General features: G+C 61.2%; 18 protein-coding genes and 4 pseudogenes. 17 read left to right on the forward strand and 5 right to left on the reverse strand.

What is annotated here, in order from left to right; translation table 11 throughout:
• Window positions 1-19 precede the first annotated feature (19 nt).
• The 4 genes from PPL01S_RS04760 (at window position 20) to glmS (ending at window position 4,810) form a co-directional block, all read left to right on the forward strand.
• Entirely contained in the window at window positions 20-439 is a 420-nt protein-coding gene (locus PPL01S_RS04760) for a F0F1 ATP synthase subunit epsilon (protein ID WP_003260039.1), read from the forward strand.
• 123 nt (window positions 440-562) lie between these two features.
• Entirely contained in the window at window positions 563-1,930 is a 1,368-nt protein-coding gene (gene glmU / locus PPL01S_RS04765; protein WP_028625672.1) for a bifunctional UDP-N-acetylglucosamine diphosphorylase/glucosamine-1-phosphate N-acetyltransferase GlmU, read from the forward strand.
• A gap of 265 nt (window positions 1,931-2,195) precedes the next feature.
• The gene (locus tag PPL01S_RS04770; RefSeq protein WP_016394324.1) at window positions 2,196-2,972 is read left to right on the forward strand and encodes a DeoR/GlpR family DNA-binding transcription regulator; all 777 of its coding nucleotides are present in this window, start codon (window positions 2,196-2,198) and stop codon (window positions 2,970-2,972) included.
• 2 nt (window positions 2,973-2,974) lie between these two features.
• Window positions 2,975-4,810 (forward strand): glutamine--fructose-6-phosphate transaminase (isomerizing), encoded by a 1,836-nt coding sequence (glmS, locus tag PPL01S_RS04775; RefSeq protein WP_028625671.1) that lies wholly within the window; start codon window positions 2,975-2,977, stop codon window positions 4,808-4,810.
• Between the two features lie 532 nt (window positions 4,811-5,342).
• On the opposite strand, the pseudogene PPL01S_RS04780 reads toward glmS, so the two are convergent.
• A pseudogene (locus PPL01S_RS04780) lies at window positions 5,343-5,525 on the reverse strand (GFA family protein); the annotation flags it as partial.
• 68 nt (window positions 5,526-5,593) lie between these two features.
• Here PPL01S_RS04780 and PPL01S_RS25535 point away from each other — a divergent pair.
• Window positions 5,594-5,692 (forward strand): annotated as a pseudogene (locus PPL01S_RS25535) (RNA polymerase subunit sigma-70); the annotation flags it as partial.
• On the opposite strand, the gene PPL01S_RS04785 reads toward PPL01S_RS25535, so the two are convergent.
• Both PPL01S_RS04785 and PPL01S_RS04790 read right to left on the reverse strand, forming a co-directional pair.
• Window positions 5,689-6,858, reverse strand: coding sequence for an MFS transporter (locus PPL01S_RS04785; protein WP_016394326.1), 1,170 nt, complete (start codon window positions 6,856-6,858; stop codon window positions 5,689-5,691). The pseudogene PPL01S_RS25535 and the gene PPL01S_RS04785 sit on opposite strands and share 4 nt — an antisense overlap.
• Window positions 6,851-7,663 carry an alpha/beta fold hydrolase gene (locus PPL01S_RS04790; protein ID WP_028625670.1) on the reverse strand — a complete coding sequence of 271 codons (813 nt, stop codon included), beginning with the start codon at window positions 7,661-7,663 and terminating at the stop codon, window positions 6,851-6,853. The genes PPL01S_RS04785 and PPL01S_RS04790 overlap by 8 nt, the downstream gene beginning before the upstream one ends.
• 125 nt (window positions 7,664-7,788) lie before the next feature.
• Between PPL01S_RS04790 and PPL01S_RS04795 the strand changes: the two genes are divergently transcribed.
• From PPL01S_RS04795 to PPL01S_RS04835, 10 genes and pseudogenes are all read left to right on the forward strand, one after another.
• The gene (locus PPL01S_RS04795; RefSeq protein ID WP_016394328.1) at window positions 7,789-8,295 is read left to right on the forward strand and encodes a MarR family winged helix-turn-helix transcriptional regulator; all 507 of its coding nucleotides are present in this window, start codon (window positions 7,789-7,791) and stop codon (window positions 8,293-8,295) included.
• A 25-nt stretch (window positions 8,296-8,320) separates the two neighbouring features.
• Window positions 8,321-9,259 (forward strand): LysR family transcriptional regulator, encoded by a 939-nt coding sequence (locus PPL01S_RS04800; protein WP_016394329.1) that lies wholly within the window; start codon window positions 8,321-8,323, stop codon window positions 9,257-9,259.
• Between the two features lie 129 nt (window positions 9,260-9,388).
• Window positions 9,389-10,321, forward strand: coding sequence for a TauD/TfdA family dioxygenase (locus PPL01S_RS04805; protein WP_016394330.1), 933 nt, complete (start codon window positions 9,389-9,391; stop codon window positions 10,319-10,321).
• Window positions 10,318-11,799 carry an AMP-binding protein gene (locus tag PPL01S_RS04810; RefSeq protein WP_028625669.1) on the forward strand — a complete coding sequence of 494 codons (1,482 nt, stop codon included), beginning with the start codon at window positions 10,318-10,320 and terminating at the stop codon, window positions 11,797-11,799. Before PPL01S_RS04805 ends, PPL01S_RS04810 begins: the two co-directional genes overlap by 4 nt.
• Window positions 11,800-11,810: 11 nt before the next feature.
• Entirely contained in the window at window positions 11,811-12,422 is a 612-nt protein-coding gene (locus PPL01S_RS04815; RefSeq protein WP_028625668.1) for a thermostable hemolysin, read from the forward strand.
• Window positions 12,423-12,469: 47 nt separating this feature from the next.
• Window positions 12,470-13,660 carry a multidrug effflux MFS transporter gene (locus PPL01S_RS04820; RefSeq protein ID WP_028625667.1) on the forward strand — a complete coding sequence of 397 codons (1,191 nt, stop codon included), beginning with the start codon at window positions 12,470-12,472 and terminating at the stop codon, window positions 13,658-13,660.
• Between the two features lie 306 nt (window positions 13,661-13,966).
• Window positions 13,967-14,110 (forward strand): annotated as a pseudogene (locus PPL01S_RS25890) (ESPR domain-containing protein); the annotation flags it as partial.
• An 18-nt stretch (window positions 14,111-14,128) separates the two neighbouring features.
• A complete protein-coding gene (locus PPL01S_RS04825) occupies window positions 14,129-17,119 on the forward strand; it encodes an autotransporter outer membrane beta-barrel domain-containing protein (protein ID WP_028625666.1) in 2,991 nt (996 codons plus the stop codon).
• A gap of 162 nt (window positions 17,120-17,281) precedes the next feature.
• The gene (locus PPL01S_RS04830) at window positions 17,282-18,559 is read left to right on the forward strand and encodes an autotransporter strand-loop-strand O-heptosyltransferase (protein ID WP_156042666.1); all 1,278 of its coding nucleotides are present in this window, start codon (window positions 17,282-17,284) and stop codon (window positions 18,557-18,559) included.
• 178 nt (window positions 18,560-18,737) lie between these two features.
• Window positions 18,738-19,312: pseudogene (locus tag PPL01S_RS04835) on the forward strand (IS5 family transposase); the annotation flags it as partial.
• Here the strand turns inward: PPL01S_RS04835 and PPL01S_RS25320 are convergent.
• Window positions 19,312-19,836, reverse strand: coding sequence for a hypothetical protein (locus PPL01S_RS25320; protein ID WP_162180276.1), 525 nt, complete (start codon window positions 19,834-19,836; stop codon window positions 19,312-19,314). The pseudogene PPL01S_RS04835 and the gene PPL01S_RS25320 overlap by 1 nt on opposite strands.
• 276 nt (window positions 19,837-20,112) lie before the next feature.
• On the opposite strand from PPL01S_RS25320, the gene metE reads away from it, so the two are divergent.
• Window positions 20,113-22,416 (forward strand): 5-methyltetrahydropteroyltriglutamate--homocysteine S-methyltransferase, encoded by a 2,304-nt coding sequence (metE, locus tag PPL01S_RS04840; RefSeq protein WP_028625846.1) that lies wholly within the window; start codon window positions 20,113-20,115, stop codon window positions 22,414-22,416.
• A 38-nt stretch (window positions 22,417-22,454) separates the two neighbouring features.
• A complete protein-coding gene (locus PPL01S_RS04845) occupies window positions 22,455-23,003 on the forward strand; it encodes a histidine phosphatase family protein (RefSeq protein WP_028625847.1) in 549 nt (182 codons plus the stop codon).
• On the opposite strand, the gene PPL01S_RS04850 is transcribed toward PPL01S_RS04845, so the two are convergent.
• Window positions 22,964-24,013 (reverse strand): ABC transporter substrate-binding protein, encoded by a 1,050-nt coding sequence (locus tag PPL01S_RS04850; RefSeq protein ID WP_016394339.1) that lies wholly within the window; start codon window positions 24,011-24,013, stop codon window positions 22,964-22,966. The genes PPL01S_RS04845 and PPL01S_RS04850 overlap by 40 nt on opposite strands.
• Window positions 24,014-24,015: the final 2 nt, after the last annotated feature.

Raw genomic sequence — 24,015 nt, forward strand, 5'->3', positions numbered from 1 at the left:
ATCAGGTTGAGGCAAGCAGATGGCTATGACAGTCCATTGCGATATCGTCAGCGCGGAAGGAGAGATCTTCTCCGGCCTGGTCGAGATGGTGGTTGCGCACGGTAACCTGGGTGATCTTGGTATCGCTCCAGGCCACGCGCCGCTGATCACCAATCTGAAGCCTGGTCCGATCACGCTGACCAAGCAGGGTGGCGCCCAGGAGGTGTTCTACATCTCTGGTGGTTTCCTCGAGGTTCAGCCGAACATGGTCAAGGTGCTTGCCGATACCGTGCAACGTGCTGCAGACCTGGATGAAGCTCAGGCTCAGGAAGCCCTCAAGGCTGCCGAGAACGCCCTGAATCTGAAAGGCGCGGACTTCGACTACGGCGCCGCCGCCGCACGTCTGGCCGAGGCCGCAGCCCAGCTGCGTACCGTCCAGCAAATGCGCAGAGGCAAGTAATCGGCCCCGGCTGATCACTTCTGTAGCGATTGAGTAAAAGGGTAGCCTCGGCTACCCTTTTTCTTTTTCCGATTTTCCCTCCCCCGGTCATTTCACTGATCGCCCAGGATTGGTAGCCAGTCAATGTCACTCGATATCGTTATTCTCGCCGCCGGCCAAGGTACCCGCATGCGTTCTGCGCTGCCCAAGGTGCTTCACCCGGTGGCTGGCAACTCCATGCTCGGCCATGTTATCCACAGCGCACGTCAGCTTCAGCCGCAGGGTATCCATGTGGTCATCGGTCATGGTGCCGAGTTGGTGCGTGAACGCCTGGCTGCCGACGATCTCAACTTCGTCATGCAGGACAAGCAACTGGGCACAGGCCATGCCGTTGCCCAGGCGCTGCCGGCAATCACCGCCGACACGGTGCTGGTGCTTTATGGCGATGTCCCGCTGATCGAGGTGGAAACCCTGCAACGCCTGCTGGCCAAGGTCAGTGATACCCAGCTGGGCCTGCTGACGGTCACGCTGCAGGATCCGACCGGCTACGGCCGCATCGTGCGTGATGGCGACGGGCAGGTTGTCGCGATCGTCGAGCACAAGGATGCCAGCGAAGCGCAGAAGGCCATCAAGGAAGGCAACACCGGCATTCTCGCAATGCCTGCTGCGCGCCTGGCCGACTGGATGGGCCGCTTGTCGAACAACAATGCCCAGGGCGAGTACTACCTGACCGATGTCATCGCCATGGCGGTCGCCGATGGCCTGGTGGTCGCGACCGAGCAGCCGCACGACCCGATGGAAGTGCAGGGCGCCAACGATCGCCGCCAGCTGGCCGAGCTCGAGCGCCATTACCAGCTGCGCGAAGGTCTGCGCCTGATGGCCCAGGGTGTCACGCTGCGCGATCCTGCGCGTTTCGATGTGCGCGGTGAAGTCACCGTTGGCCGCGATGTGCTGATCGATATCAACGTGATCCTCGAAGGCAAGGTGGTCATCGAGGACGATGTTCAGATCGGCCCCAACTGCGTGATCAAGAACAGCACCCTGCGCAAAGGCGTTGTGGTCAAGGCAAACAGCCATCTCGAAGGCGCAGTGATGGGTGAGGGCAGCGATGCTGGCCCATTCGCGCGTTTGCGCCCGGGCAGCGTGCTGGATGCCAAGGCCCATGTGGGCAACTTCGTCGAGATGAAGAACGCGCACCTGGGTGAGGGTGCCAAGGCCGGCCATCTCACCTACCTGGGCGATGCACAGATCGGCGCACGTACCAATATCGGTGCCGGCACCATCACCTGCAACTACGATGGTGCCAACAAGTTCAAGACCGTGATGGGCGAAGACGTGTTCATCGGTTCCAACAACTCGTTGGTGGCGCCTGTGGAAATCAAGGCGGGTGCGACGACGGCAGCTGGCTCGACCATTACCCAGACTGTCGAGGCTGGGGAGCTGGCGGTGGCGCGTGGGCGCCAGCGCAATATCTCGGGATGGAAACGTCCGGAGAAAATTAACAAGAGCTGAGTTATACACAGCTGCTTCGAATGGAAGCCGACTTGTGTGAACAAGTCGGCTTTTTTGTTGGCTGTGCTGGCCTTATCGCTGGCAAGCCAGCTCCTACAGGTACAGCACAAGCTTGAAGACCTGTGGAGAATCCTGTAGGAGCCGGCTTGCCGGCGATAGGGCCAGCACAGATAAAAATTATCCACAGGTCAGCGCCAGCTTGACGAAATCGCCATCTTAGGTTTTGATTGCAACCATTATCTTTCGAATCGAAACTTAAGCGCCAATGTCGAAACGAAACACGCCCCAACGCCGCCACAACATCCTGGCCCTGCTCAGCGAACAGGGCGAGGTCAGTGTGGACGCCTTGGCCAAGCGCTTCGAAACGTCGGAAGTCACCATTCGCAAGGACCTCGCCGCGCTCGAGGCCAACGGTCTGTTGCTGCGTCGCTACGGCGGCGCGGTGCCTGTGCCTCAGGAAATGCTGGGCGAGTCTGCGCAGCCGGTGTCGGCTTATAAAAAAGCCATCGCCCGCGCCGCCGTCGGCCGCATCCGCGAGCATGCACGCATCATCATCGACAGCGGCAGCACGACGGCCGCCATGATCCCACAGCTAGGGCGCCAGCCGGGTCTGGTGGTGATGACCAACTCGCTGAACGTGGCGCGGGCCATCAGCGAACTCGAGCACGAGCCCGTGCTGTTGATGACGGGCGGCACCTGGGACCCGCACTCCGAATCGTTCCAGGGCCAGGTCGCGGAGCAGGTACTACGCTCCTACGATTTCGACCAGCTGTTCATTGGCGCCGATGGCATCGACCTCAGCCGCGGCACCACTACCTTCAATGAGTTGCTCGGCTTGAGCCGGGTGATGGCCGAGGTGGCCCGCGAAGTGATCGTGATGGTCGAGTCTGACAAGGTCGGTCGCAAGATCCCCAACCTCGAGCTGCCCTGGGGCAGCGTGAATACCCTTATTACAGATGAACGCCTCCCCGCAGAGGCGCGTGAACATATTCAAGCCCGCGGCATCAACCTGATCTGTGCCGCGATCAGCCAGGAGCAATAATCATGTGTGGAATCGTTGGTGCGGTAGCCGAGCGCAATATCACCGCCATCCTCATCGAAGGTCTGAAGCGTCTTGAGTACCGCGGCTATGACAGTGCCGGCCTGGCGGTCGTCACCCAGCAGGGTGAACTGCAGCGTCTGCGCCGCATCGGCAAAGTCGCCGAGCTGGAAGCCGCCAACACGGCCCAGCCGCTGATCGGCCAGCTGGGTATCGCCCACACCCGTTGGGCCACCCATGGCGCGCCGACCGAGGGCAATGCTCACCCACATTTCTCCGGCAACGAAGTGGCAGTGGTGCACAACGGCATCATCGAAAACCACGAAGAGCTGCGCGAAGAACTCAAGGGCCTGGGCTATGTGTTCGCCTCGCAGACCGACACCGAGGTCATCGTCCACCTCATCCACCACACCTTGAAGACCATCCCGGACCTGGCCGATGTGCTCAAGGCCGCGGTCAAGCGCCTGCACGGCGCCTACGGCCTGGCACTGGTCAGCATCAAGCAGCCTGATCGTCTGGTGGCCGCGCGCAGTGGCAGCCCGCTGGTCATCGGCCTGGGCCATGGCGAGAACTTCCTGGCCTCCGACCAGCTGGCCTTGCGTCAGGTTACCGACCGCTTCATGTACCTGGAGGAGGGCGACATCGCCGAGATCCGCCGTGACCAGGTGAAGATCTGGGACCAGGCCGGCAACGCCGTTCAGCGTGAAACCGTGCAGTACCACGAGGGTGCCGAAGCGGCCGACAAGGGTGCCTACCGCCACTTCATGCTCAAGGAGATCCACGAGCAGCCGACCGTGGTCCAGCGCACGCTGGAAAGCCGCCTGGGCAAGGACCACGTGATGGTCCAGGCCTTCGGCCCGCAAGCTGCCGAGCTGTTCGCCAAGGTGCGCAACGTGCAGATCGTCGCCTGTGGCACCAGCTACCACGCTGGCATGGTCGCCCGTTACTGGCTGGAGAGCCTGGCGGGCATCCCTTGCCAGGTCGAAGTGGCCAGCGAGTTCCGCTACCGCAAGGTGGTGGTGCAGCCGGACACCCTGTTCGTGTCGATCTCCCAGTCCGGCGAAACCGCCGACACCCTGGCCGCCCTGCGCAACGCCAAGGCGCTCGGCTTCCTGGGCAGCCTGGCGATCTGTAACGTGGGCATCAGCTCGCTGGTGCGTGAATCCGACCTGACCCTGCTGACCCTGGCCGGCCCGGAAATCGGTGTGGCCTCGACCAAGGCGTTCACCACCCAGCTGGTATCGTTGATGCTGCTGACCTTGGCACTGGGCCAGGTGCGCGGAACCCTCGAGGCCGGCGTCGAAGCCGAGCTGGTGGAAGAACTGCGCCGCCTGCCGGCTCGTCTGGGCGAAGCGCTGGCCATGGACGCGACCGTCGAGAAGATCGCCGAGCTGTTCGCCGACAAGCACCACACCCTGTTCCTCGGCCGTGGCGCCCAGTATCCGGTAGCCATGGAAGGTGCACTCAAGCTCAAGGAGATTTCCTACATCCACGCCGAGGCCTACCCGGCAGGCGAGCTGAAGCATGGCCCGTTGGCGCTGGTGGACAACGACATGCCGGTGGTGACCGTGGCGCCGAACAACGAGCTGCTGGAGAAGCTCAAGTCGAACCTGCAGGAAGTCCGCGCTCGTGGCGGTCAACTGGTGGTGTTCGCCGATGAAAAGGCTGGCATGAGCAACGGCGAGGGCACTCACGTGGTCAAGGTGCCACACATCTCCGATGCCCTGGCGCCGATCCTGTACACCATTCCGCTGCAGCTGCTGTCGTATTACGTTGCCGTGCTCAAGGGCACCGACGTCGACCAGCCGCGTAACCTGGCGAAGTCGGTGACTGTGGAGTAAGTCGGGGGGGTTGCGAATTAAATTGATCTTAAATAAATAAGTCAGTCTCGCTTGGAGCCTTTAGGGGCTCTGAGCGACGTGACGTCTCTCGCCTCTCTCGTGCTTTGACACCCCTTGGTGCGCCACCTTGCTGCTGACCATCCAACCGCAAGAGTCCTTACGTTCCTTCCTAGAAAGGCATTTCTTTGTCGATCCACGCTCACCGGAGACGATTGAGTTCAAGAAGATCTCCAGATACTACATGCGAGGAGAATCCATCGGGTTTATCGCTGATGTACTTGGAAGGTCTGATACCTACGGATTCAATCGGTTGCTCCACGATCACACAAGTTACTCGCAAGTAGCAGTTTTCCCGGATGCCGGTCAGAACAGCTATACCCGAAGCAGGGCGGAGGACCCTTTTTCGTCAAACTCAACCCTGCGGACACGGTTACAGTCCCCATTGCTGATGAGGAAGTAGTAGTCATGTCCTTTGACAAGCTCACCGCAGCCCTCTGGCGCGGTGAGCCGAGATCCCGCCATCATAGTAGGTCCGCTGCCGGCCGGTGTAGATGCCACATTTGGAGCAGAAGTAGTGCTTCGCTTCGCGTGTGTTGAACTGATAAAGAGTGAGCGCCTCTTCCCCTTGGGTAACAGTGATGTCGCCCAGGTTAGCTGATACCGCCACGGCACCACGCATACGGCAAAGCGAGCAGTTACACCTACGCGCTGCTCTTCCGAAAAAATGGCTTGTCCCATATGAAGAAAGCGAAGTAAAAAATCCGCTTCACCATCAGCCCGCCCCAGCTGTTCGAGCTGACCCTGGAGCAGGCCGGTGGTTCGCCGAGCGGGCGACCCACCGGTCCGGTGAAATTCATCGGCCGCGCGGTCAAGGTGATCTAGGCACCGCTCGCTTGCGCCGCTGGCACTACCGGTGGGCGCAGCAGTGTGGCCAGGCCCAGCAGGCACAGGGCGCCGATGACCATGATGCCCCAGGCCCAGTGCAACGAGCTGAGCTGATCGCGCACGATACCGGCGATCAGCGGCACGCTGGCCGCGATCAGATAGCCACCGCCTTGTACGAAGGCCAGCAGCGCACCGGCTTGGGCCGGGGAGTCAGCGTGGTCGAGAGTGACGATGAGCGACAGCGGAAACAATGCGCCGATGCCAAGGCCCAGGCAAAGGGTGGCGAAGATCGCCAGTTGCAGCGGGGCGCTCATCAGGCAGATCAGACCGGCCAGCAACAGCAGAATGACCACCGTCAGTGGCTGGCGACGGTCCGGATAGCGATGGATCAGTGCCGACACTATCAGCCCGGCGGCCACCTCAGTGAGGGTCAGGGCACCCAACAAATAACCGGCCTCGGCAGCGCTCCAGCCAAGCTCCACATAGAACGGTGGCAACCACGCCAGCACCAAGGTGTAGGCACCGGTGCCGATGCCAAAGAACGCCAGCAGCAACCAAGCCCGCGCGCTGTCGTACGGCAACCTCGCATCGGTGGTACGCGCCGGGTCGCTACCGGCTGCCAGCACCCAGGCGATCAAGCCGATCAGCGCAGGCAAGGCCGCCCAGCCGAGCGTCAGCTGCCAGCCGAAGGTTGCTGCGCCGGGCGCCGCGAAAGCAGCCGCCAGCGCCGCACCGGCCATTATTCCGGTGGTGAACAACCCCATGAGCATGCCGGCGCTTTGCGGGTGGCTGCGCTTGAGAAACGCAGGCATCAGCGCCTGGATCACCGCGATGCCCACGCCGCCGAGCATGGCCGTGGCGATCAACGCTGCGCCTGAAGTGACATAGGCGCGCGCCGCGCAACTGATGGCGATCAAGGTGATGCCCAACGCTATCCCTTTGATCTCGCCAATCAGGCGTAACAACCAGGGGCCGCAGAGGGCGAACAAACCCATCATCATCACCGGCAAAGTAGTCAGCAGCCCGGCCTGCGCGTTGCTCAGGCCAAGGTCCTGCTGCAAGGTGCCGAGCAGCGGGCCGATGGCCGCCATGATCGGGCGCAGATTCAGGCCAATCAATACGGCCAACAGGCCGACGCAGGCTTTACTCGGTACGTTACGCATGCTCAAGTTGCTCCTGCAGAAAACTGCCCATTGCCTGATTGAACGCTGGGGCGAGCGGAATGTTGAAGACGTGACCGTCGCCTGCCAAGGTCAGCAGCCGGGCATGGCCGATGCGCTCGCTCAGAAGCTCGGCTTCCGAACGCGGGCTGAGCTGGTCGCCTGTGGCCGCCAGCACCAGGGTCGCGGCCTGGATCACCGGCAGCTGCTCCCTGAGGTCGTACTGCTGCATACCCTGGCACCAGTGCACCTGGTTGGCGGTGGCCAGCTGCGCGGCCTGGGCATGCCAAGCCTGGTACAGCCGTTGACCACGACTGGAAGCGGCGAACTCGGCTCCGACCAATGCCGGCCAGGTCGACTTGAAGCGCTTCAAGCACCCATCGGTTTGCCGCAGGCCGTCGGCCCAGTCGCTGAGCGTGGCTTGGCGGTGACGATCGTTCATGTGGGCGAAGGTGCCGGCGACGATCAGCTTCTGCACGGCATGCGGCGCATGACAGGCCATCTCCAGCGCCACCATGCCGCCGAGCGACAGACCGATGACATGCGTGGATTCCAACCCCAGGTGATCGAGCAGTGCAAGCATCTGAAGTGCCTGGGCGTGGGCTGTGATACCTTCCGGCGCTTGGCTGGAGGCGCCGTGGCCCAGCAGGTCGGGTACGATGACGCGGTGACCCAGGCCCAGCAGCGCGCTGACCTGGGGCATCCAGGCGCGCCCACTGTTGCCCAGGCCGTGCAGCAACAGCACCGTGCTGCCGGCACCGGCATCGTAGTAATAGTGGCGGTGCGGCCCCTGTGTGAAAAATGCCATGTGTCTCTCCTGATCCTTCAGTCGCATGTTCGTCAAGATAGCTTAACGTTAAGATACTTTGAAGGCGCTGGGGTTCAGGTTTGTGTGCGGGTTAACAGTGATGAAGGGCACGGTCGAGGGAAACGATGGACGATCATGTGGATTTCGTGGTGGCGCAGTGGGCGCAGGCGATGCCCGAAGTGGACGTTTCTTCCATGGCGATATTCGGGCGCATGGTGCGCATCCATAAGCATCTCGAACGCCTGCGCGCCGAGGCCCTGGCCCAGTATGGCTTCAAGGAAGGCGAGTTCGACGTGCTGGCCACGTTGCGCCGCGCGGGGGCGCCGTATCGGCTCACCCCCACCGAGCTCTACCGCTCGCTGCTGGTCACCTCCGGTGCCATGACCAATCGGCTGGCACGGCTGGAAAGCGCCGGCATGGTCGAGCGGATCGCCGACAGCCAGGACAAGCGCAGCTCGCAAGTCGCGCTGACCGTCGGGGGTAAGGAATTGATCGACCAGGCCGTCCTTACCCATACCGAAATACAAGAGTTGGTATTGGCCCCTTTAAGTGAACAACAGCGCGCGGACTTTGCCCAATTGTTGAAGCACGTGCTCGTGCATTTACCCGGCGAGGGCGCGCCAACGCCATGAACTGGAATATTCAGGAGGAATTTCCATGCTCCACAGCAACTACCTCAAACAGTTGGATCTGCAGGACATCGTGGTGTTTCTCAACTTGCTGGAGTTGCGCAGTGCCAAACGCACCGCCGAGCTGATGAGCGTGAGCCAGCCGACGGTCAGTTATTGTTTGAAGCGGCTGCGCGGTTGCTTCGACGACACGTTGTTCTCTTCATCCCAAGGGGTGCTGCAACCGACCAGCAAGGCCGAGAAGATCGCGCCTTATTTGCGCGTGGTGGTCGAGTCGGTCAACCGCTGCGCTGAAGACGAAAGCCAAGCATCTGCGCAAGCCGTGCGCAAGATCTGGCGGCTCTGCGCGCCGGAGTATTTCGAGTTGTCGTTCCTGCCGCAAACCCTGGCGATGCTGTCGCGCACTCATGCCAATACTTCGCTGCACCTCGATCGCCTGAGCCGCGACCTGCCGGTGGATCAGTTGATGTCAGGGGAAATCGACATCGCCATCGGCTTCGGTCCGGGCTATCACCAGATGCACCCGGAGTTGCAATGGCAAGCGGTGGTCAACGACGACTTTGTCTGCCTGACCAGTCAAAACGGGTTGGCCAACGACGCGGCCATGAGTCTGGATGAATTCTGCGCCTCGCCCCAGGTATTCCCAACACCGTGGATTTCGGAAAAGAACATGGTCGACAGCTGGCTGGATAAAGTCGGCCGTTCGCGCAATGTGCTGGTGCGCGCCAATGGTTACCAAGCCTGCGTGAACATCGTCGCCGCAGTACCGGCCACGCTCGCACTGCCGGCGCGCCTGTTGCCGCACCTGCGCATTCCGTCATCAGTGAAAGTCTGCCAGCCGCCGCTGGGTTTCCCAACGTTCACCTTGGACATGATCTGGGCGCGCGACCGTAGCGACAGCAAAGATATAGCCAGCCTGCGCAGGTTGATCGAACAGGTGGCCGAGGTGTTGTTGACGGAACGATGAAACAGGCTTTTAAATTTTCACCACGCTTTTAGATTTCTTAAAACCAGCCAGCCGCTCATTTCTCTTATCGTGTGGTCATCGGGTAGCGCAAGACCTACCTGAGTCCCACTTTTCACGGAGGAATGAGTCATGCTGGCGCACGCCCAACCTGTGGTATTTCCCTACTTCCGACAACCGACGCCGTGCTACGGCTTCGAGTGTGTCATTGCGGTCGATCGCGACATGCGTGTAAGCGATTCGATCAGCGGCGCTTCATTGTATGAAGACCTCGCCCACAGCGGTGCGGTGATCTACCGCGACTTCGCCGACAGCCTGTCCGACTTCAACGAATTCGTCAGCGCGCATTCGTCGCGGGTTACCTTCGACCCAGCGCGCAAGGCGGCCACGGCCAATACCGCCGAGATCGAAGCCGGTATTCACGAAATGGGCCTGCACCGCGAAAACGGCAACTTGCCGTTCAACCCCGACTTGCAATGGTTCTATTGCCTGGAAGCGGCCGACGTCGGTTCGCAAACCACACTGTGCGATGGCCAGCGGGTACTGTTCGATCTGTCAGCGAAAACCCGCAAGTTGTTCGAACAACGCGAGATTCGCTATAGCCGGCGCATCCCTTGGCAGAACGTCAAACGCTTCCTGAGCATTGAACTGCAACTGCCGCTGGAGGCCATTACCGACGAACACCTGCAACAGGTCAATGATCAAGTGGCAGGGCAAACCTATCGGCGCATCGACCAGAACCTGATTGCCTCGCAGTTGATCATTTCGGCGGTGGAAACCAGCTGCTTCAGCGGCCGCAAGGCGTTCTGCAATTCGATGCTCGGCCCCAGCGTCAACTACGAACCGCCGCGTATCACCTGGAGCGACGGCGAAGATATCGCCTTGGAAATCTGGGATGAAATCAAGGAAGTGACCGAGCGCAATACCTACAGCCACTTCTGGCAGAAAGGCGATGTCATCGTCATCGACAACACCCGCGTCATGCACGGCCGTCGCCGTCTGGATGACCCTTCGCGCCGCATTTTCGGTGCGCAAAGCTACCGCCTGGGAGGCAACGGCCAATGATCAGCCAAAAGATGCAGGACTATCTGGCAAGCACGCCTGACCGCGTCGTCATCCGTGAAATGGATGGCCGTGAATACACCTTGCACGAACTACGCCGCGACGTACTGCGCCTGGCCAGCGCCCTGGAGGGGCGCGTGGGGCGCTGCGAACGCAAGGTGTTCGGGATTGCCATGCGTTCGTGCTACGAGTGGGTCTATACCCTGCTGGCCATTCAAAAGGTCGGTGCGGTGCTGCTGCCGGTGCCGATCGAGTTCTCCGACGAACAGATCGCCAGTTTGCTGGGCAAGGCCACGGCAGTGCTGGTGCGCGACGAGAAAACCGCCAAGCGGCTGCACGACATCCTGCCGGACAAGCCCTGCTTCATTCCCGGCCAGTTGATGAACCAGGCCATCGGGGAAGAATGGCGCAACGAGGACGAGCTGATTCCGGATGGCATCGTCTCGATCATCCATACCTCTGGCACCACCTCCAAACCCAAGGGCGTGATGATTCGCGACGAGGCGGTCAGTCTGTTGGTGGACAACGTCATGAAGCGCTTGCCCCAGAAGCCGCTGCATTATTTCTCGATCGTGCCAATGAGCTTGCTGATCGAGCAGGTGCTGGGCGTGTTCATTCCGATCCTGTCCGGCGGCACCCTCACGCTGATGCCCGAAGGCGTGCCCGAGTACGGCGCGGCAAGCGGTAACGCCAGGCATTATCTGGAGCTGATCGCACCCAACGAGCCGAATTTCCTCTACCTGCCGCCCAAGCTGCTGGAGGAAGCCAACACGCTGCTGCAGGACTGTTCGGTGCAGCAGCTGTTCGGTGCCAAGCGCCCACACATCATCACCGGCGGCGCGAAGATCCCGGTCAGCGTGCTGGAGGCGCTGGAGGCCCATGGCGTGCAGGTATTCGAGGCCTATGGCCTGAGCGAAAACTCATCGATCATCTCGCTGAACTCGCCAGCCGAGCGGCGTATCGGTTCGGCCGGCAAGCTGCTCGACGGCATCGAGCCCAAGCTGGTCGACGGCGAGTTGCTGGTGCGCACGCCTACCTTATGCGCCGGCTACTACAACGCCGACGACACTGCTTGCGACCTGTCCGATGGCTACCTGCACACCGGGGATATCGCCGAACTGCGCGACGGATTCCTGTACATCACCGGGCGCAAGAAGCACGTGATCATCCTCTCGACGGCGCGCAACATCTCGCCCGAGTGGGTCGAGAACGTCTACAAGGAAAGCCCGTTGGTAGACGACATGATCGTCATGGGCGAAGGCAAGGACGAGCCCTGCGCCATCGTGCTGAGCGGCGCCGGCAGCGACCAGGTACGCCGCGAAATGGCGCGCCTGGAACACCGCCTGGCCGATTTCGCCCGGGTCCGGCAGATTCGCGTAATCGAGGACATCGCGCAGTTCCGCGAGCAGTTCTACACCGTGACCGGGCGACCGCGACGGGCCGAGATCGAAGCGCGTTTCATCGACCAGATGTACGCCTGAGGAAGAGCCCCATGTACATCGTGCGCAATTTCTACAAAGGCCGGCCCGGCTACCGTTGTCTGCAGGAGGCGGTGCGTGCCCACTACCTCAAGCACTACGATGCCACCCCCGAGCCGCAGCCGGACCTGTTCGTTTGCCTGACCGGTTCCAATGGCGGCGCGCCAGGTTACGCCTGCGCCGGCATCAGCTACGGTGATTCGGGCAAGCTGTTCAGCGAGTATTACCTGGACCAGAGCCTGGACCAGCGTTACGGACTGGACCGGGCGCGGATTGCCGAAGTGGGCGCCTTCGCTTCGTTTCGCAGCGGCAGCGGCGCCGGCAAATACCTGCTCAACAACGTGATCCAGACCCTGGCCCTGCGCAACTTTGGCCTGGTGGTGCTGACCGCGACCGAACAGGTGCGCCAGCTGCTGACCCCGATCGTCGATACCCTCGACGATCTGGGCGGCGCCGATCAAGCCCTGGTCAAGGATCCGCAGGTCAATTGGGGTTCCTACTACCAACAAGGCCCGCGCGTGGTGGCCGCGCGATTGTCGCCACCGAGCATCTGGATGAGCGCACCGGCATCCGCCGCGGGCCTGGGCCATGCCCTGCCCCATTTCAATCGCCAGGCCTCGGCCTGACCACGACGCGCGCCGGGCATCCGCTGCCCGGCGCGCCGGAGGTAAGCATGAACGCGACCAAGCGTTACGAGAATTTCATTGTCTTCCTGGCGCCGCTGATCAACAGCGTGGGCGGTATCGCCATCGACCTGTACGCGCCGAGTATCCCCTCCATTGGCCGTGAACTGTCAGCCAGCCCGGCACTGATGCAGAACACCATCACCATCACCCTGCTGTTCTACGCACTGGGGCAGCTGTTCTTCGGCATCATGGCCGATGCCCGTGGGCGGCGACCGGCGGTGCAATTGGGGCTGCTGGTGTTCCTCGCGGGCAGCGTGTTGGCAGCTGTGGCCACGTCCATCGAGATGCTGCTGCTCGCCCGCGCCCTGCAAGGCTTCGCCATCGGCGCCTGTCAGGTAGTTGCCCGTGCGCTGCTGGTGGACATCGTCAAAGGGCCGCGTTTCTACGTGGCGATCATCTACCTGAGCCTGGCCTTCGGCCTGGGGCCGGTGATCGCGCCGTACATTGGGGGGGTGATCGAAGTGCACCTTGGCTGGCGCTACAACTTCGTCCTGTACGCCGTATACGCCGTCATCGTGTTGGCCTTCGTGCTGGCAGGGCTCAAGGAGTCGTTGCCCGCAATGAACAGACGCAGCGCCTTGCAGACCTGCGCCGGCTACCGCCCTATCCTGGCTGACAGCCGCTTTCGTTCCTCGGTGGTGGTGCTCGGCTCGAGCTTCTCGGCGTTTCTGCTATGGAACGTGTTCGGCCCGCACATCGTCCAGGAACGCTTGGGGCACAGCGCGCAATACTTCGGCACCACCGCCCTGGCCGTGGGCAGCTGCTACCTGGTCGGCACCCTGGTCAACCGTGCGCTGATTCGGCAGGTCAAGCCACGGCTGCTGATGTGGGCAGGAATGGCGGTGTTTCTGCTCGGCGTGGTGACCATCGCCGCGCAGGCAGAGGACCTTCACCTGGTCTCGATCCTGGGCGGCATCATGCTGGTCGCGTTCGGTCAGGGCTTCATCTTCTCCAACGCCATGGCCAACTCGATGTCGCTGTTCCCCGACCGCGCCGGTGTTGCCGCCAGCCTGCAAGGCTGCCTGATGCTGGTGTTCGGGTCACTGGCCTCGGCGCTGGTCAGCGCTTTGCCGCTGACCTCGAACCTGGCAATTGCCTGCGTGTTTCTGGTGCTTTGGTTGATCTCGTTGTCGGGCATGCTGAGCGTGCGCGTGCAGCGTCAGGCCTCGGTGGCCTGAAGCGTGCCGACCCCGGTGGTGCAGAACATCTGCTGCCGGGGTCTGCTAGGCAGCGCTGAGCAGCCTGAATCGCGTCCGCTTAAAAATAGGCGGACACCATTGCCCTTAATTTGGGAGTCAAGATTTCGTGTCCTGGTCCGATAGAAAGGGGGCGGAGCGGCAATGCGGAGGCAGTCGTTTCATTACCAAAAGCAGGTGATCGGTTCTATCCGATGCCTGCAGGAGGGCCGGTAGGCATCAATGGATTGAGCGATGGGGCGCCTTACGGGTCTTCACACGTCTCCTTAATCGATCAGGTGGTTGCAAATGCGTAACAGTTTGAATGATGTCTACCGGCTAGTTTGGAGTCGCACGCGTGAGGCATGGGTGCCTGTCGCGGAGCATTGCAAGAGTGCAGGTAAGAGCGGTACCCGGGCCGTACTATTGACCAGCCAGTTGGTTGCTGTTGCAGGAGCCACTTTCCCCTCAATGGCCCATGCCGTTTATACAGCCGATGTATCCACCGGCGTGGTTAGCGGAGAAAACCTGCAGTCCGGCGAACAGCAAATCGTGCAGGGTAGCGGCATAGCGAACAACATCATTGTCAACAGTGGTGGAGAGCAGGTTGTCAGCGCAGGTGGCACGGCGATTTCGACCACGCTCAATGATTGGGGGTGGCAGTCGATCGGTTCCGGCGGCACGGCGACCTCGACCACGATCAATGATCAGGGGAGGCAGACGATCCAATCCGGCGGCACGGCGACCTCGACCATGGTCAATGTTGGGGGGAGGCAGACGATCCAATACGGCGGCACGGCGACCTCAACCACACTACGAGGATACCAGCAGGTTGACGTCGGTGCTACGGCGACCTTGACCACGATCGAGAGCGGAGGGCAGCAAATCCTCGCAGTCGGCGGTGGCACGGCGACTTCGACCACGATCAATGCGGGAGGGATCCAGAGGCTTAGCAGTCAGAGTGTGGCGTCTTCCACCACGGTCAATGATGGAGGAACGCAGCGACTATTACCCGGCAGTACGGCGACCGCAACCACGGTGAACAGCGGCGGCCTGCTGAGCGTTGATAGCGGCAGCAAGGCACTTGCTGTAGTGCAAAACAGTGGCGCTGCGCTAAAAGCCGTAACCGATGCGACGGTTGTCGGCAGCAATGAGTTGGGTGCATTTTTCATCGATAGCGCGACCCAAACGGCCAGTAATGTCCTGCTCGAGAACGGCGGTTCTTTTAGTATAAATACAGGTGACTTGGCCACGAACACGACGGTGCGTGAGGGGGGCGCACTGTACATCGCCATCGATGGCCAGTTGGCGGGCACGACGTTGATTCAGGGGACGGGGCGACTCGTGGATACAGTGAGTCTGATCAACGATGGCACGTTGATCTTCGATCGCAGTCTTGATACTGCGTTTTCCGAGTCGGTAAACGGTGCAGGTGGCATCGTCCAGAGTGGCAGCCATGCGCTCACGTTGACCGGCAATACTGTCCAGGCGAACGGCTTGACGTTGAAGGGGGGCACACTGGTGTTGCAAGGCGGCAGCCATGCCGCGACCACCAGCCCGGTCTTGAGGCTGAACGGGGCGAACCTGCGTGCGAGTATCGAGGGCGCAACCCTGAGCGGTCCGGCGGGTTTGATTCAGGCCGATGGCGCGACGGCCAGCACCCTTGATATCCGTGACACGGCGCTGGATACCGCCAACAATGGTTGGCTGCTGCAAGCGAAGAACGGCAGTCAGCTGACGGTGAATGTCGACAATAGCCAATTGACTGGGGATATTGCCTTTGAGGACAGCAGCACCGGTTTATTGAACCTGCGCAATGGGACGCAGTTGACAGGCACGATCGACCCGGTAGACCTCAGCATCGATTCGAGCAGCCGCTGGACCCTGACGGGTGACTCGGACGTGGGCAATCTGGCTCTGGCCGGTCAGACGGTGTTCCAGGCACCGACGGGCAGCCTGGTGCCCAGGACGCTCACGGTGAAATCGCTCAGCGGCGCCGGTGGTCAAATTTGGCTCAATACCGTTCTCGGAGGCGATGCCTCGCCCACCGACAAGGTGGTGGTGGATGGCGGCCGAGCTTCGGGCACTACCGGCCTGGTGATCAAGCGTGCAGGGGGTAGCGGCGCGGCCACCACGCAAGGCATACGGGTTGTCGAAACCCGCAACGGGGGCGCGACGGATGCTGGGGCATTCGGTTTGTCCAGCGCCTCGGACGGCTACCGTGCGGGGGGGAACACGATCGCGGCGGGCGCTTACGATTACCACCTGGTGCGTGGTGGTAATGGTGGCGTTACCGATGACTGGTACCTGGCTACGAACATGCCCGTGTCATCGCCATCGCCGTCGCCATCGCCATCGCCATCACCATCGCCGTCGCCGTCGCCGTCGCCGTCGCCGTCGCCGTCGCCGTCGCCGTCGCCATCGCCATCGCCGTCGCCATCGCCATCGCCATCGCCGTCGCCGTCGCCGTCGCCATCGCCATCGCCGTCGCCGTCGCCATCGCCATCGCCGTCGCCGAAGATGGTTTATCGTCCGGAAGTCGGTGCCTATCTGAACAACCAGCAGGCCGTGGCGAACCTGCAGTTCCACTCGTTGCACGAGCGCCAGAACCAGGCGCCCGGCATGGTGGATCAGGGGCAGGGTGACGCCCCTGGCTGGGTGCGTGTTGCCAGCACGAACAGTCAGCGTGAAGGCGTTCAGTCCAGTGATGACACGTCCTACCTGGTGCATGCCGGTAGTGATGTGCTGCGCGTTAGTGACGGCGCCGACGGCAGCATCCGCCTCGGTGTCATGGGCGCTTACGGTAAAAGCGACAACCAGGCCGACAACGGCCGCCTGTCTGCGAGCGGTAACGTCGATGGTTACAGCGTCGGCCTCTATGGCACCTGGTACGGCAACCAGGACATCCTGTCAGGCCCGTATGTGGACAGCTGGGTAATGCACGGCTGGTTTGACAACACGGTAAAAGGCCAAGGCTTGCCAACGGAGGATTATAAGTCGAGGAACCTGGCGGGGTCGTTGGAAGCAGGCTACTCGTTCCCGGTATATGAGAATGCGCGTCAGCGTATGTTCATCGAACCGCAGGGCCAGGTCATTGTTTCGGACTATCGGGCAGACCGTCATACCGAGGGCAACGGTACCACGGTGTCGGGGCAATCGGGCTCCAGCGTGATAACGCGTCTAGGTCTGCGGGCGCACGCTGAGCTGCAGCTAGACAGCAGCACGCAGCCGCTGCGGCCGTTCGCCGAGGTGAACTGGTGGCATGGTCCGGACTCGCAATCGGCGACATTCGACGGGGTCACCGTGCGCGATGAGCTGCCGGGCGACCGCCTGGAGGCCAAGCTGGGTCTGCAGGGCAACGTGACCAACGCGGTGAGTGTGTGGAGCTCGCTCGGCTTCGAGGCCGGTGCGGATGATTACAGCGCCGTTAAGTCACAGGTGGGCGTCAAATACGCTTGGTAAACTGAGCGTTCGCGAGGATGGGGGAGCGGTCGAACACCGCTTGCCCGTTCTCAGCAAATGGGTGACGAGTAAAAAGTTGAAGCCAGCTGCCACGGCTGCACCAGGTAATCAAGTTACAAGGCAGCAGGCTTTAACTCGAAAACGAATCTGTAGGAGTTTAATGTGTCGTCCCACCCCCTCCCCACGGTATCTCACGCTACTTCAACAGCGGCGCAAGAGCGTGAAAACTATTTTGCATCCCCTGATTTGCCCACGCAGTTGGGGCCTCTGGGTATTCGCTACGACTTCAATGACGGCGCACGTGTGCTGCTCCCGAACGGCCGATGGCGTGTCGAAATATGGGATGCCGATACCGATAACCTGCTGTTCGCTTGCGATTCGGACGAAGGCTGGGTCACGAGTACCAAGAAATTCTTTGTTCGCTTTAATCTCAAAGTGTTCAAACGTGATGACAGCACGCCGATACTTGACCATACGCTGGACTTGCGTGACCAGGAGGTGCGGATCGCTTTCCCGGTGGGTACGCTTGGAGACGTTGTCGGCTGGGTTCCTTATGCCGAGCGGATGCGCGAGCAACACCAATGTCGGCTCGAGTGCACGATGGGGCCGCTGCTTATCGAGCTGTTCGCCGCTAGCTATCCGCAGATCCGCTTTACCGAGCCCTTAGAGTATGTCGGGCGCCAGCCTTATGCCACTTATCGGATCGGCCTGTTCTTCAACGGCAATCTCGACAACCAGCCGATTGATTTTCGCATGGTGGGATTGCACCGCACGGCAGGCTACATCCTCGGTGTTGATCCCACCGAGATTGTCCCGAGGTTGCAACTGAACGCTGCGCGCACCATCCATGAGCCCTACGTCTGCATCGCCACCAAAGCATCCTGTCAGGCGAAGTTCTGGAACAACGGTACGGGCTGGGACGAGGTGGTAGCTTTTCTCAAGGGGCAAGGTTATCGCGTCCTTTGCATCGATCAGAAAGCGACGGTTGGACAGGGCTTTGTCTGGAACCATATTCCCCATGGCGCAGAAGACTTTACCGGCGATATCCCGCTGCCCGAACGGGTGGCGTTGCTGCAGCATGCCGAGTTCTTCATGGGGCTGTCCAGTGGCCTGGCATGGCTGGCATGGGCCTGCCGTATCCCGGTGGTGCTGATTAGCGGTTTCACCTTGCCTGGTTGCGAGTTCCACACCCCTTACCGCGTATTTAACTCGCACGTATGTAATGGCTGTTGGGATGATGTGCGCATCGATTTTGATCATCAGGACTTTTTGTGGTGTCCGCGTCACAAAGGCACGGAGCGACAGTATGAATGCAGTCGCTTTATTACCGGAAAACAGGTGATCGGTCATATCCGGCGTTTGCAGCAAGACCTGCACGGCCTCCATGCTGTAAACGACGGAGTGCTTTCTAGACTGTTACAGGTCAATCAAGTCGAATAAGGGGCGCACGAGTAAAGTATGGCGAGCGGGGTTTGGGTGGTGAGTTTGCTTTTTGGCCGTTGACGATATACTCGCGCGCCGACTCACTACATGATTTTGTCTACACCCTCCTAGGGAATCTCCGAACAAGTCTTCAGCCGTGGTGAAATACACCTTCACCACCTGACCCGAGCCGCCCATGAGCCAGATGAGCTTTTCCGACTTCGAATACGCCGGCAAACGCAAGCAAACCCGCCGCGAACGATTCCTTGCCGAGATGGATCAGGTCGTGCCCTGGAGCGGCTTGCTGACGTTGATCAAGCCGTATTACCCAAAGGCCGGCGGTGGCCGCAAACCGTATCCGTTGGAAACCATGCTGCGTATTCACCTGTTGCAGAACTGGTTTTCGCTGAGCGACCCGGCCATGGAAGAAGCACTGTATGAAATCACGCCCATACGCCAGTTCGCCCATTTGACCCTGAGCGCGCCGATTCCTGAAGACACCACGATCATGAGTTTCCGGCATTTACTAGAAAGCATAAGTTGGCACCGTCGATCCTTGCGGTCATCAATGGTTATTTGCAGGAAAAAGGCCTCTCTCTGCGTCAGGGCACCATTGTCGATGCGACGATTATCCATGCGCCCAGCTCGACCAAGAACGAAGACGGCAAGCGTGATCCAGAGATGCACCAAACGAAGAAAGGGAACCCATACTTCTTTGGGATGAAGGCCCATATCGGTGCTGACGTTGAGTCGGGGCTGGTTCACCACGTTCACTGCTTCCAGCAGACTGATTTAATCCGCACTGTGCCAGAGCTAGGCCCATAATCTTCGCCATGACGCACAATGCGAAACGTAAACCCTTCAGCGCCATATCGCGTGTCTACTCGTGCTCCAGCAGGATAACCTAAGGAAAATCTGCCCGCCGTTGGGGATATAAGTATGGAAATAGGCTCGCCCCCGGACCAGGCATAGTGAATATCGAGCAGACGGAACGTGGGGTTGAGTACTTCGAACTCGACAGTGACTGTCATGGGTTTACTGAGAGGGCTGTCAACGTTATGGATGCCAACAACCATGGCGTTCCAAGCCATATTGTCTTCGGCTGCCTGTTGATAAGACAGTGCGCGGCCTGCGCCCAGTGCGACGATCATTGCATTAACGGGAGCACCACGGGCCGGCATGGGCTGAATGTTCAGCCCAGAAGAGAATCGGAATTTGTTGCCGTCAGGATATAGCCTTCCTATTGGTTCGTTCGCAAAGTCTTCGCACCCTTCACCAGCGTTTACATGGCTCACCTTGAATCTCAGCGGCTGCGAGTGCCCTGCGCGGTGCTTGATTGTTGGATGTGACATACGTGCATTCTCACTAAGTGGGGGGATGACAGTATGAAAGGCTGTCTCGCAAGGCGGAACTGGCAAAAATATCAGGTGGGATTCAGGGATAGCTCCCTGCAAACCACTGACAAACATGAAAAATACTACAGTACTTCACGAAAAAAATGAGTTTGCCTCATGACTGCATGATCCTGACAATCACCTTTATCGAATTTCTCGCTAGAAGGACAGGACACCATGGCACTGGCACACAACCTCGGCTTTCCGCGCATCGGCCGTGACCGAGAGCTCAAGCACGCCCAGGAAGCATTCTGGAAAGGCGAGCTGAGCGAAGCCGGTTTGCGCGCGGTCGGGCGTGAGCTGCGTGCCGCGCACTGGCAGGTACAGAAGGACGCCGGTATCGAGCTGCTCCCTGTGGGCGATTTCGCCTGGTACGACCAGGTGCTCACCCACTCGCTGACGTTCGGCGTGATTCCGCCGCGTTTCCGTGGCCATGAAGGCGCCAGGCCCACGCTGAAGACCTTGTTCGACATGGCTCGAGGCGCAGTGGCAGCGAAGGGCAGCGACAGCTGCTGCGGTGGCGCCCATGCCCAGGAAATGACCAAGTGGTTCGACACCAACTATCACTACCTCGTACCTGAGTTCACGGCCGACCAGCAGTTCGCCCTGAGCTGGGAGCAACTGTTTGAAGAGGTAGAAGAAGCCAAGGCGCTGGGCCATGCGGTCAAGCCGGTGGTAATCGGCCCGCTGACCTACCTGTGGCTCGGCAAGGCCAAGGGCGCCGACTTCGACAAGCTGGAGCTGGTCGAGCGCCTGCTGCCGCTCTACGACGAAATCTTCAACCGCCTGGCCGCCCAGGGCGTGCAGTGGGTCCAGATCGACGAGCCGATCCTGGTGCTGGACCTTCCGCAGGAATGGAAAAACGCCTACGAGCGCGTCTACAACATCTTGCAGCGTGCGCCGCTGAAAAAACTGATCGCTACCTACTTCGGTGGGCTCGAAGAGAACCTGGGCCTGGCGGCGAACCTGCCGGTGGACGGCCTGCACATCGACCTCGTGCGTGCGCCCGAGCAGTACCCGACCATCCTCGATCGCCTGCCAGCCTACAAAGTGCTTTCCTTGGGCGTGGTCAACGGCCGCAACGTCTGGGCCAGCGACCTGGCGAACGCCGCCGGCCTGCTGCAGGATGCCGCCGAGCGCCTGGGTGATCGTCTGTGGGTCGCGCCATCCTGCTCGCTGCTGCACAGCCCGGTCGACCTGGCCCGTGAAGACAAGCTCGACGCAGAGCTCAAGGGCTGGCTGGCCTTCGCCGTGCAGAAGTGCCAGGAAGTCGCGGTGCTGACCAAGGCCGTCAACGAACCGGGTGCTGCCGACGTCATTGCCGCCGTGGCACGCAGCTGCGCCACCCAGGCCAGCCGCGCGGCCTCGCCGCGGATTCACAAGCCAGCGGTACAAGCTCGCCTGGCCGCCATCACGCCAGCCGACAGCCAGCGCCGGTCGGCCTTCGCGCAGCGTATCGCCAAGCAACGCGCAGGTCTTGGCCTGCCTGCCTACCCGACCACCACCATCGGCTCCTTCCCGCAGACGTCGGCGATCCGCCTCGCACGGCAGTCGTTCAAGCAGGGCAAGCTGACCAAGGGCGACTATGTCGAAGCCATGCAGAGCGAAATCCGCCACGCCGTAGAGATTCAGGAGAATCTGGGTCTGGATGTGCTGGTGCACGGTGAAGCGGAACGCAACGACATGGTCGAGTACTTCGCCGAGCAGTTGGACGGCTACATCTTCACCCGCTTCGGCTGGGTCCAGAGCTATGGCTCTCGCTGCGTCAAGCCAGCCGTGATCTTCGGCGACCTGAGCCGCCCCAGGGCGATGACGGTGGAGTGGATCAAGTACGCTCAAGGCCTGACCAGCAAGGTGATGAAGGGGATGCTGACGGGGCCCGTGACCATGCTGATGTGGTCCTTCCCCCGCGAAGACCTGAGCCGTGAAGTGCAGGCGCGCCAGCTTGCCCTGGCCATTCGCGACGAGGTGGTCGACCTGGAGGCCGCAGGGATCAAGATCGTGCAGATCGATGAAGCCGCCTTCCGCGAAGGCCTGCCGCTGCGCAAGAGCGCCTGGGCTGGCTACCTCGACTGGGCAACCGAAGCCTTCCGCCTGTGCGCATCCGGTGTGCGTGACGAAACGCAGATCCACACCCACATGTGCTACAGCGAGTTCAACGACGTGATCGAGTCGATCGCGGCAATGGACGCGGATGTCATCACCATCGAGACCTCACGTTCGGACATGGAGCTGCTGGAGGCTTTCGAGCAGTTCGACTACCCGAACGAGATCGGCCCGGGTGTCTACGACATCCATTCGCCGCGGGTGCCGACCAGGGACGAGATCATCAAGTTGCTGAACAAGGCTGCCCAGCGTATTCCTGCCGAGCGCCTGTGGGTCAACCCGGACTGCGGCCTGAAGACCCGTGCCTGGCCGGAGACCGAAGCGGCCCTGGTGAACATGGTCGCTGCCGCTCGCTCACTGCGCGCCACGGTTTGATGTACCTTGTCGTGGTTTGCGTCCACTAAGGTCCAGCCATGAAGGCCACCCATCTCACGTTGATCTGCCATGCACCGACCGAAGCGCAGCGGTTGGGCCGATTTCACGTCGATGGGGAAGGGCTCCAGCCCGTCAAGACGCAGCCCCTGGCCTTGCCACCAGGGGCAGGCAGCCTCACCGGCCCTGAGCTGCGTGCCACGCAGACGGCGAGCCTGCTGGGGCTGCAGCCTGCCGTGGAACTGGCATTGCGTGACTGCGATCTGGGGCGCTGGAAGGGTATGTCGCTGAAGGCACTGCAACTTGATGAGCCAGACCTGCTCCAGGCATGGATGACCGACCCCGGATCAGCGCCCCATGGCGGCGAGTCGATCGCTGACCTCTGCCAGCGCGTGGCCTGCTGGCTGGACGGCTTCGCTGCGCCTGGTCATTGGGTTGCCGTGACGCACCCGATGGTCATCCGGGCGGCGATGTTGCATGTGCTGCAGTGCCCGGTGGCGGCATTTCATCGCATCGATGTGCAGCCGCTGGCGCCGTTGCACCTGGGTCACTACGGCATGTGGCGAGTCAGACTGACTTCTGCTGACTGATCGGCGGGCGCCTTGCCGGTGGCGAAAGCGCTCGACAGGGTTTCCAGGCCCCGGAACAGGCGGATGCCAGCCTGCATGGCATCGGCATCGAGGATGACGATACGGCCTTGCTTGACCGCGTCCATCTGACGGGTGACGGGATCGCTTCGCAGGAATTCGAGTTTTTTCTGGTGATCGTCTGCAGGGAAACGACGACGGTCCATGCGCGCGATGATGATCCATGTCGGGTTGGCCTTGGCCAGGGTTTCCCAACCGACGGTTGGCCATTCTTCATGGGACTCGACGACATTGCGCACACCTAGGGTCTGCAGCATGAAATCGGCCACGCCCTGGCGACCGGCGACGTAGGGGTCGGTGTGCAGGTCTGCGCTGGAGAACCAGAACAACGCGGAGGTTTCCGACAGGTCCTTGCCGGCGAGCTGCTGCCTGGCGCGATCCAGGCGATGGGCGAGATCGGCGTTCAACGCAGCACCACGGTCCTGGACGTCGAAGATTTCTGCCAGCTGGCTGACACTCTTGTAGAGGCTGGCGATGCGAAACGGCTGGAGACGGGTGCCGTCGGCACCGACCAGGTTGTCCTTGCCTTCGCAGTCGGACGGCAGCAGGTAGGTCGGGACCCTCAGCTCGTTGAACTGCTCGCGCGTACCCACCGCGCCCTGCGGGCCGACCATCCATTCGAACTGCACGGTGACCAGCTGTGGACGCTTGCTGACAACGGCCTCGAAGCTCGGCTCGTTGTTGGCGAGCCGCTCGACCTTGTCGTTCTGCGATTTGAACTCGGGGAGTACGTCGTTGAACCAAAGCGAGGTGCCCGCAAGCTTGCTACCCAAGCCCAGGGCATACAGAAGCTCGGTTCCGGCCTGGCCGATGCTGACGGCGCGCTCGGGTGCCTGTGCAAAGGTCTGCGGTACACCACAGTTGTCGATTGTCAGCGGGTAGTGGGTGGCGGCAGCCTGGGCGAACCCGGCAAGGCTCAATGCGCAAATCAGTGCAGCGAAGCGGGGCAGCATGG

It is taken from the genome of Pseudomonas plecoglossicida NBRC 103162 = DSM 15088, assembly GCF_000730665.1.
GTDB classification, from domain to species: Bacteria; Pseudomonadota; Gammaproteobacteria; order Pseudomonadales; family Pseudomonadaceae; genus Aquipseudomonas; species Aquipseudomonas plecoglossicida.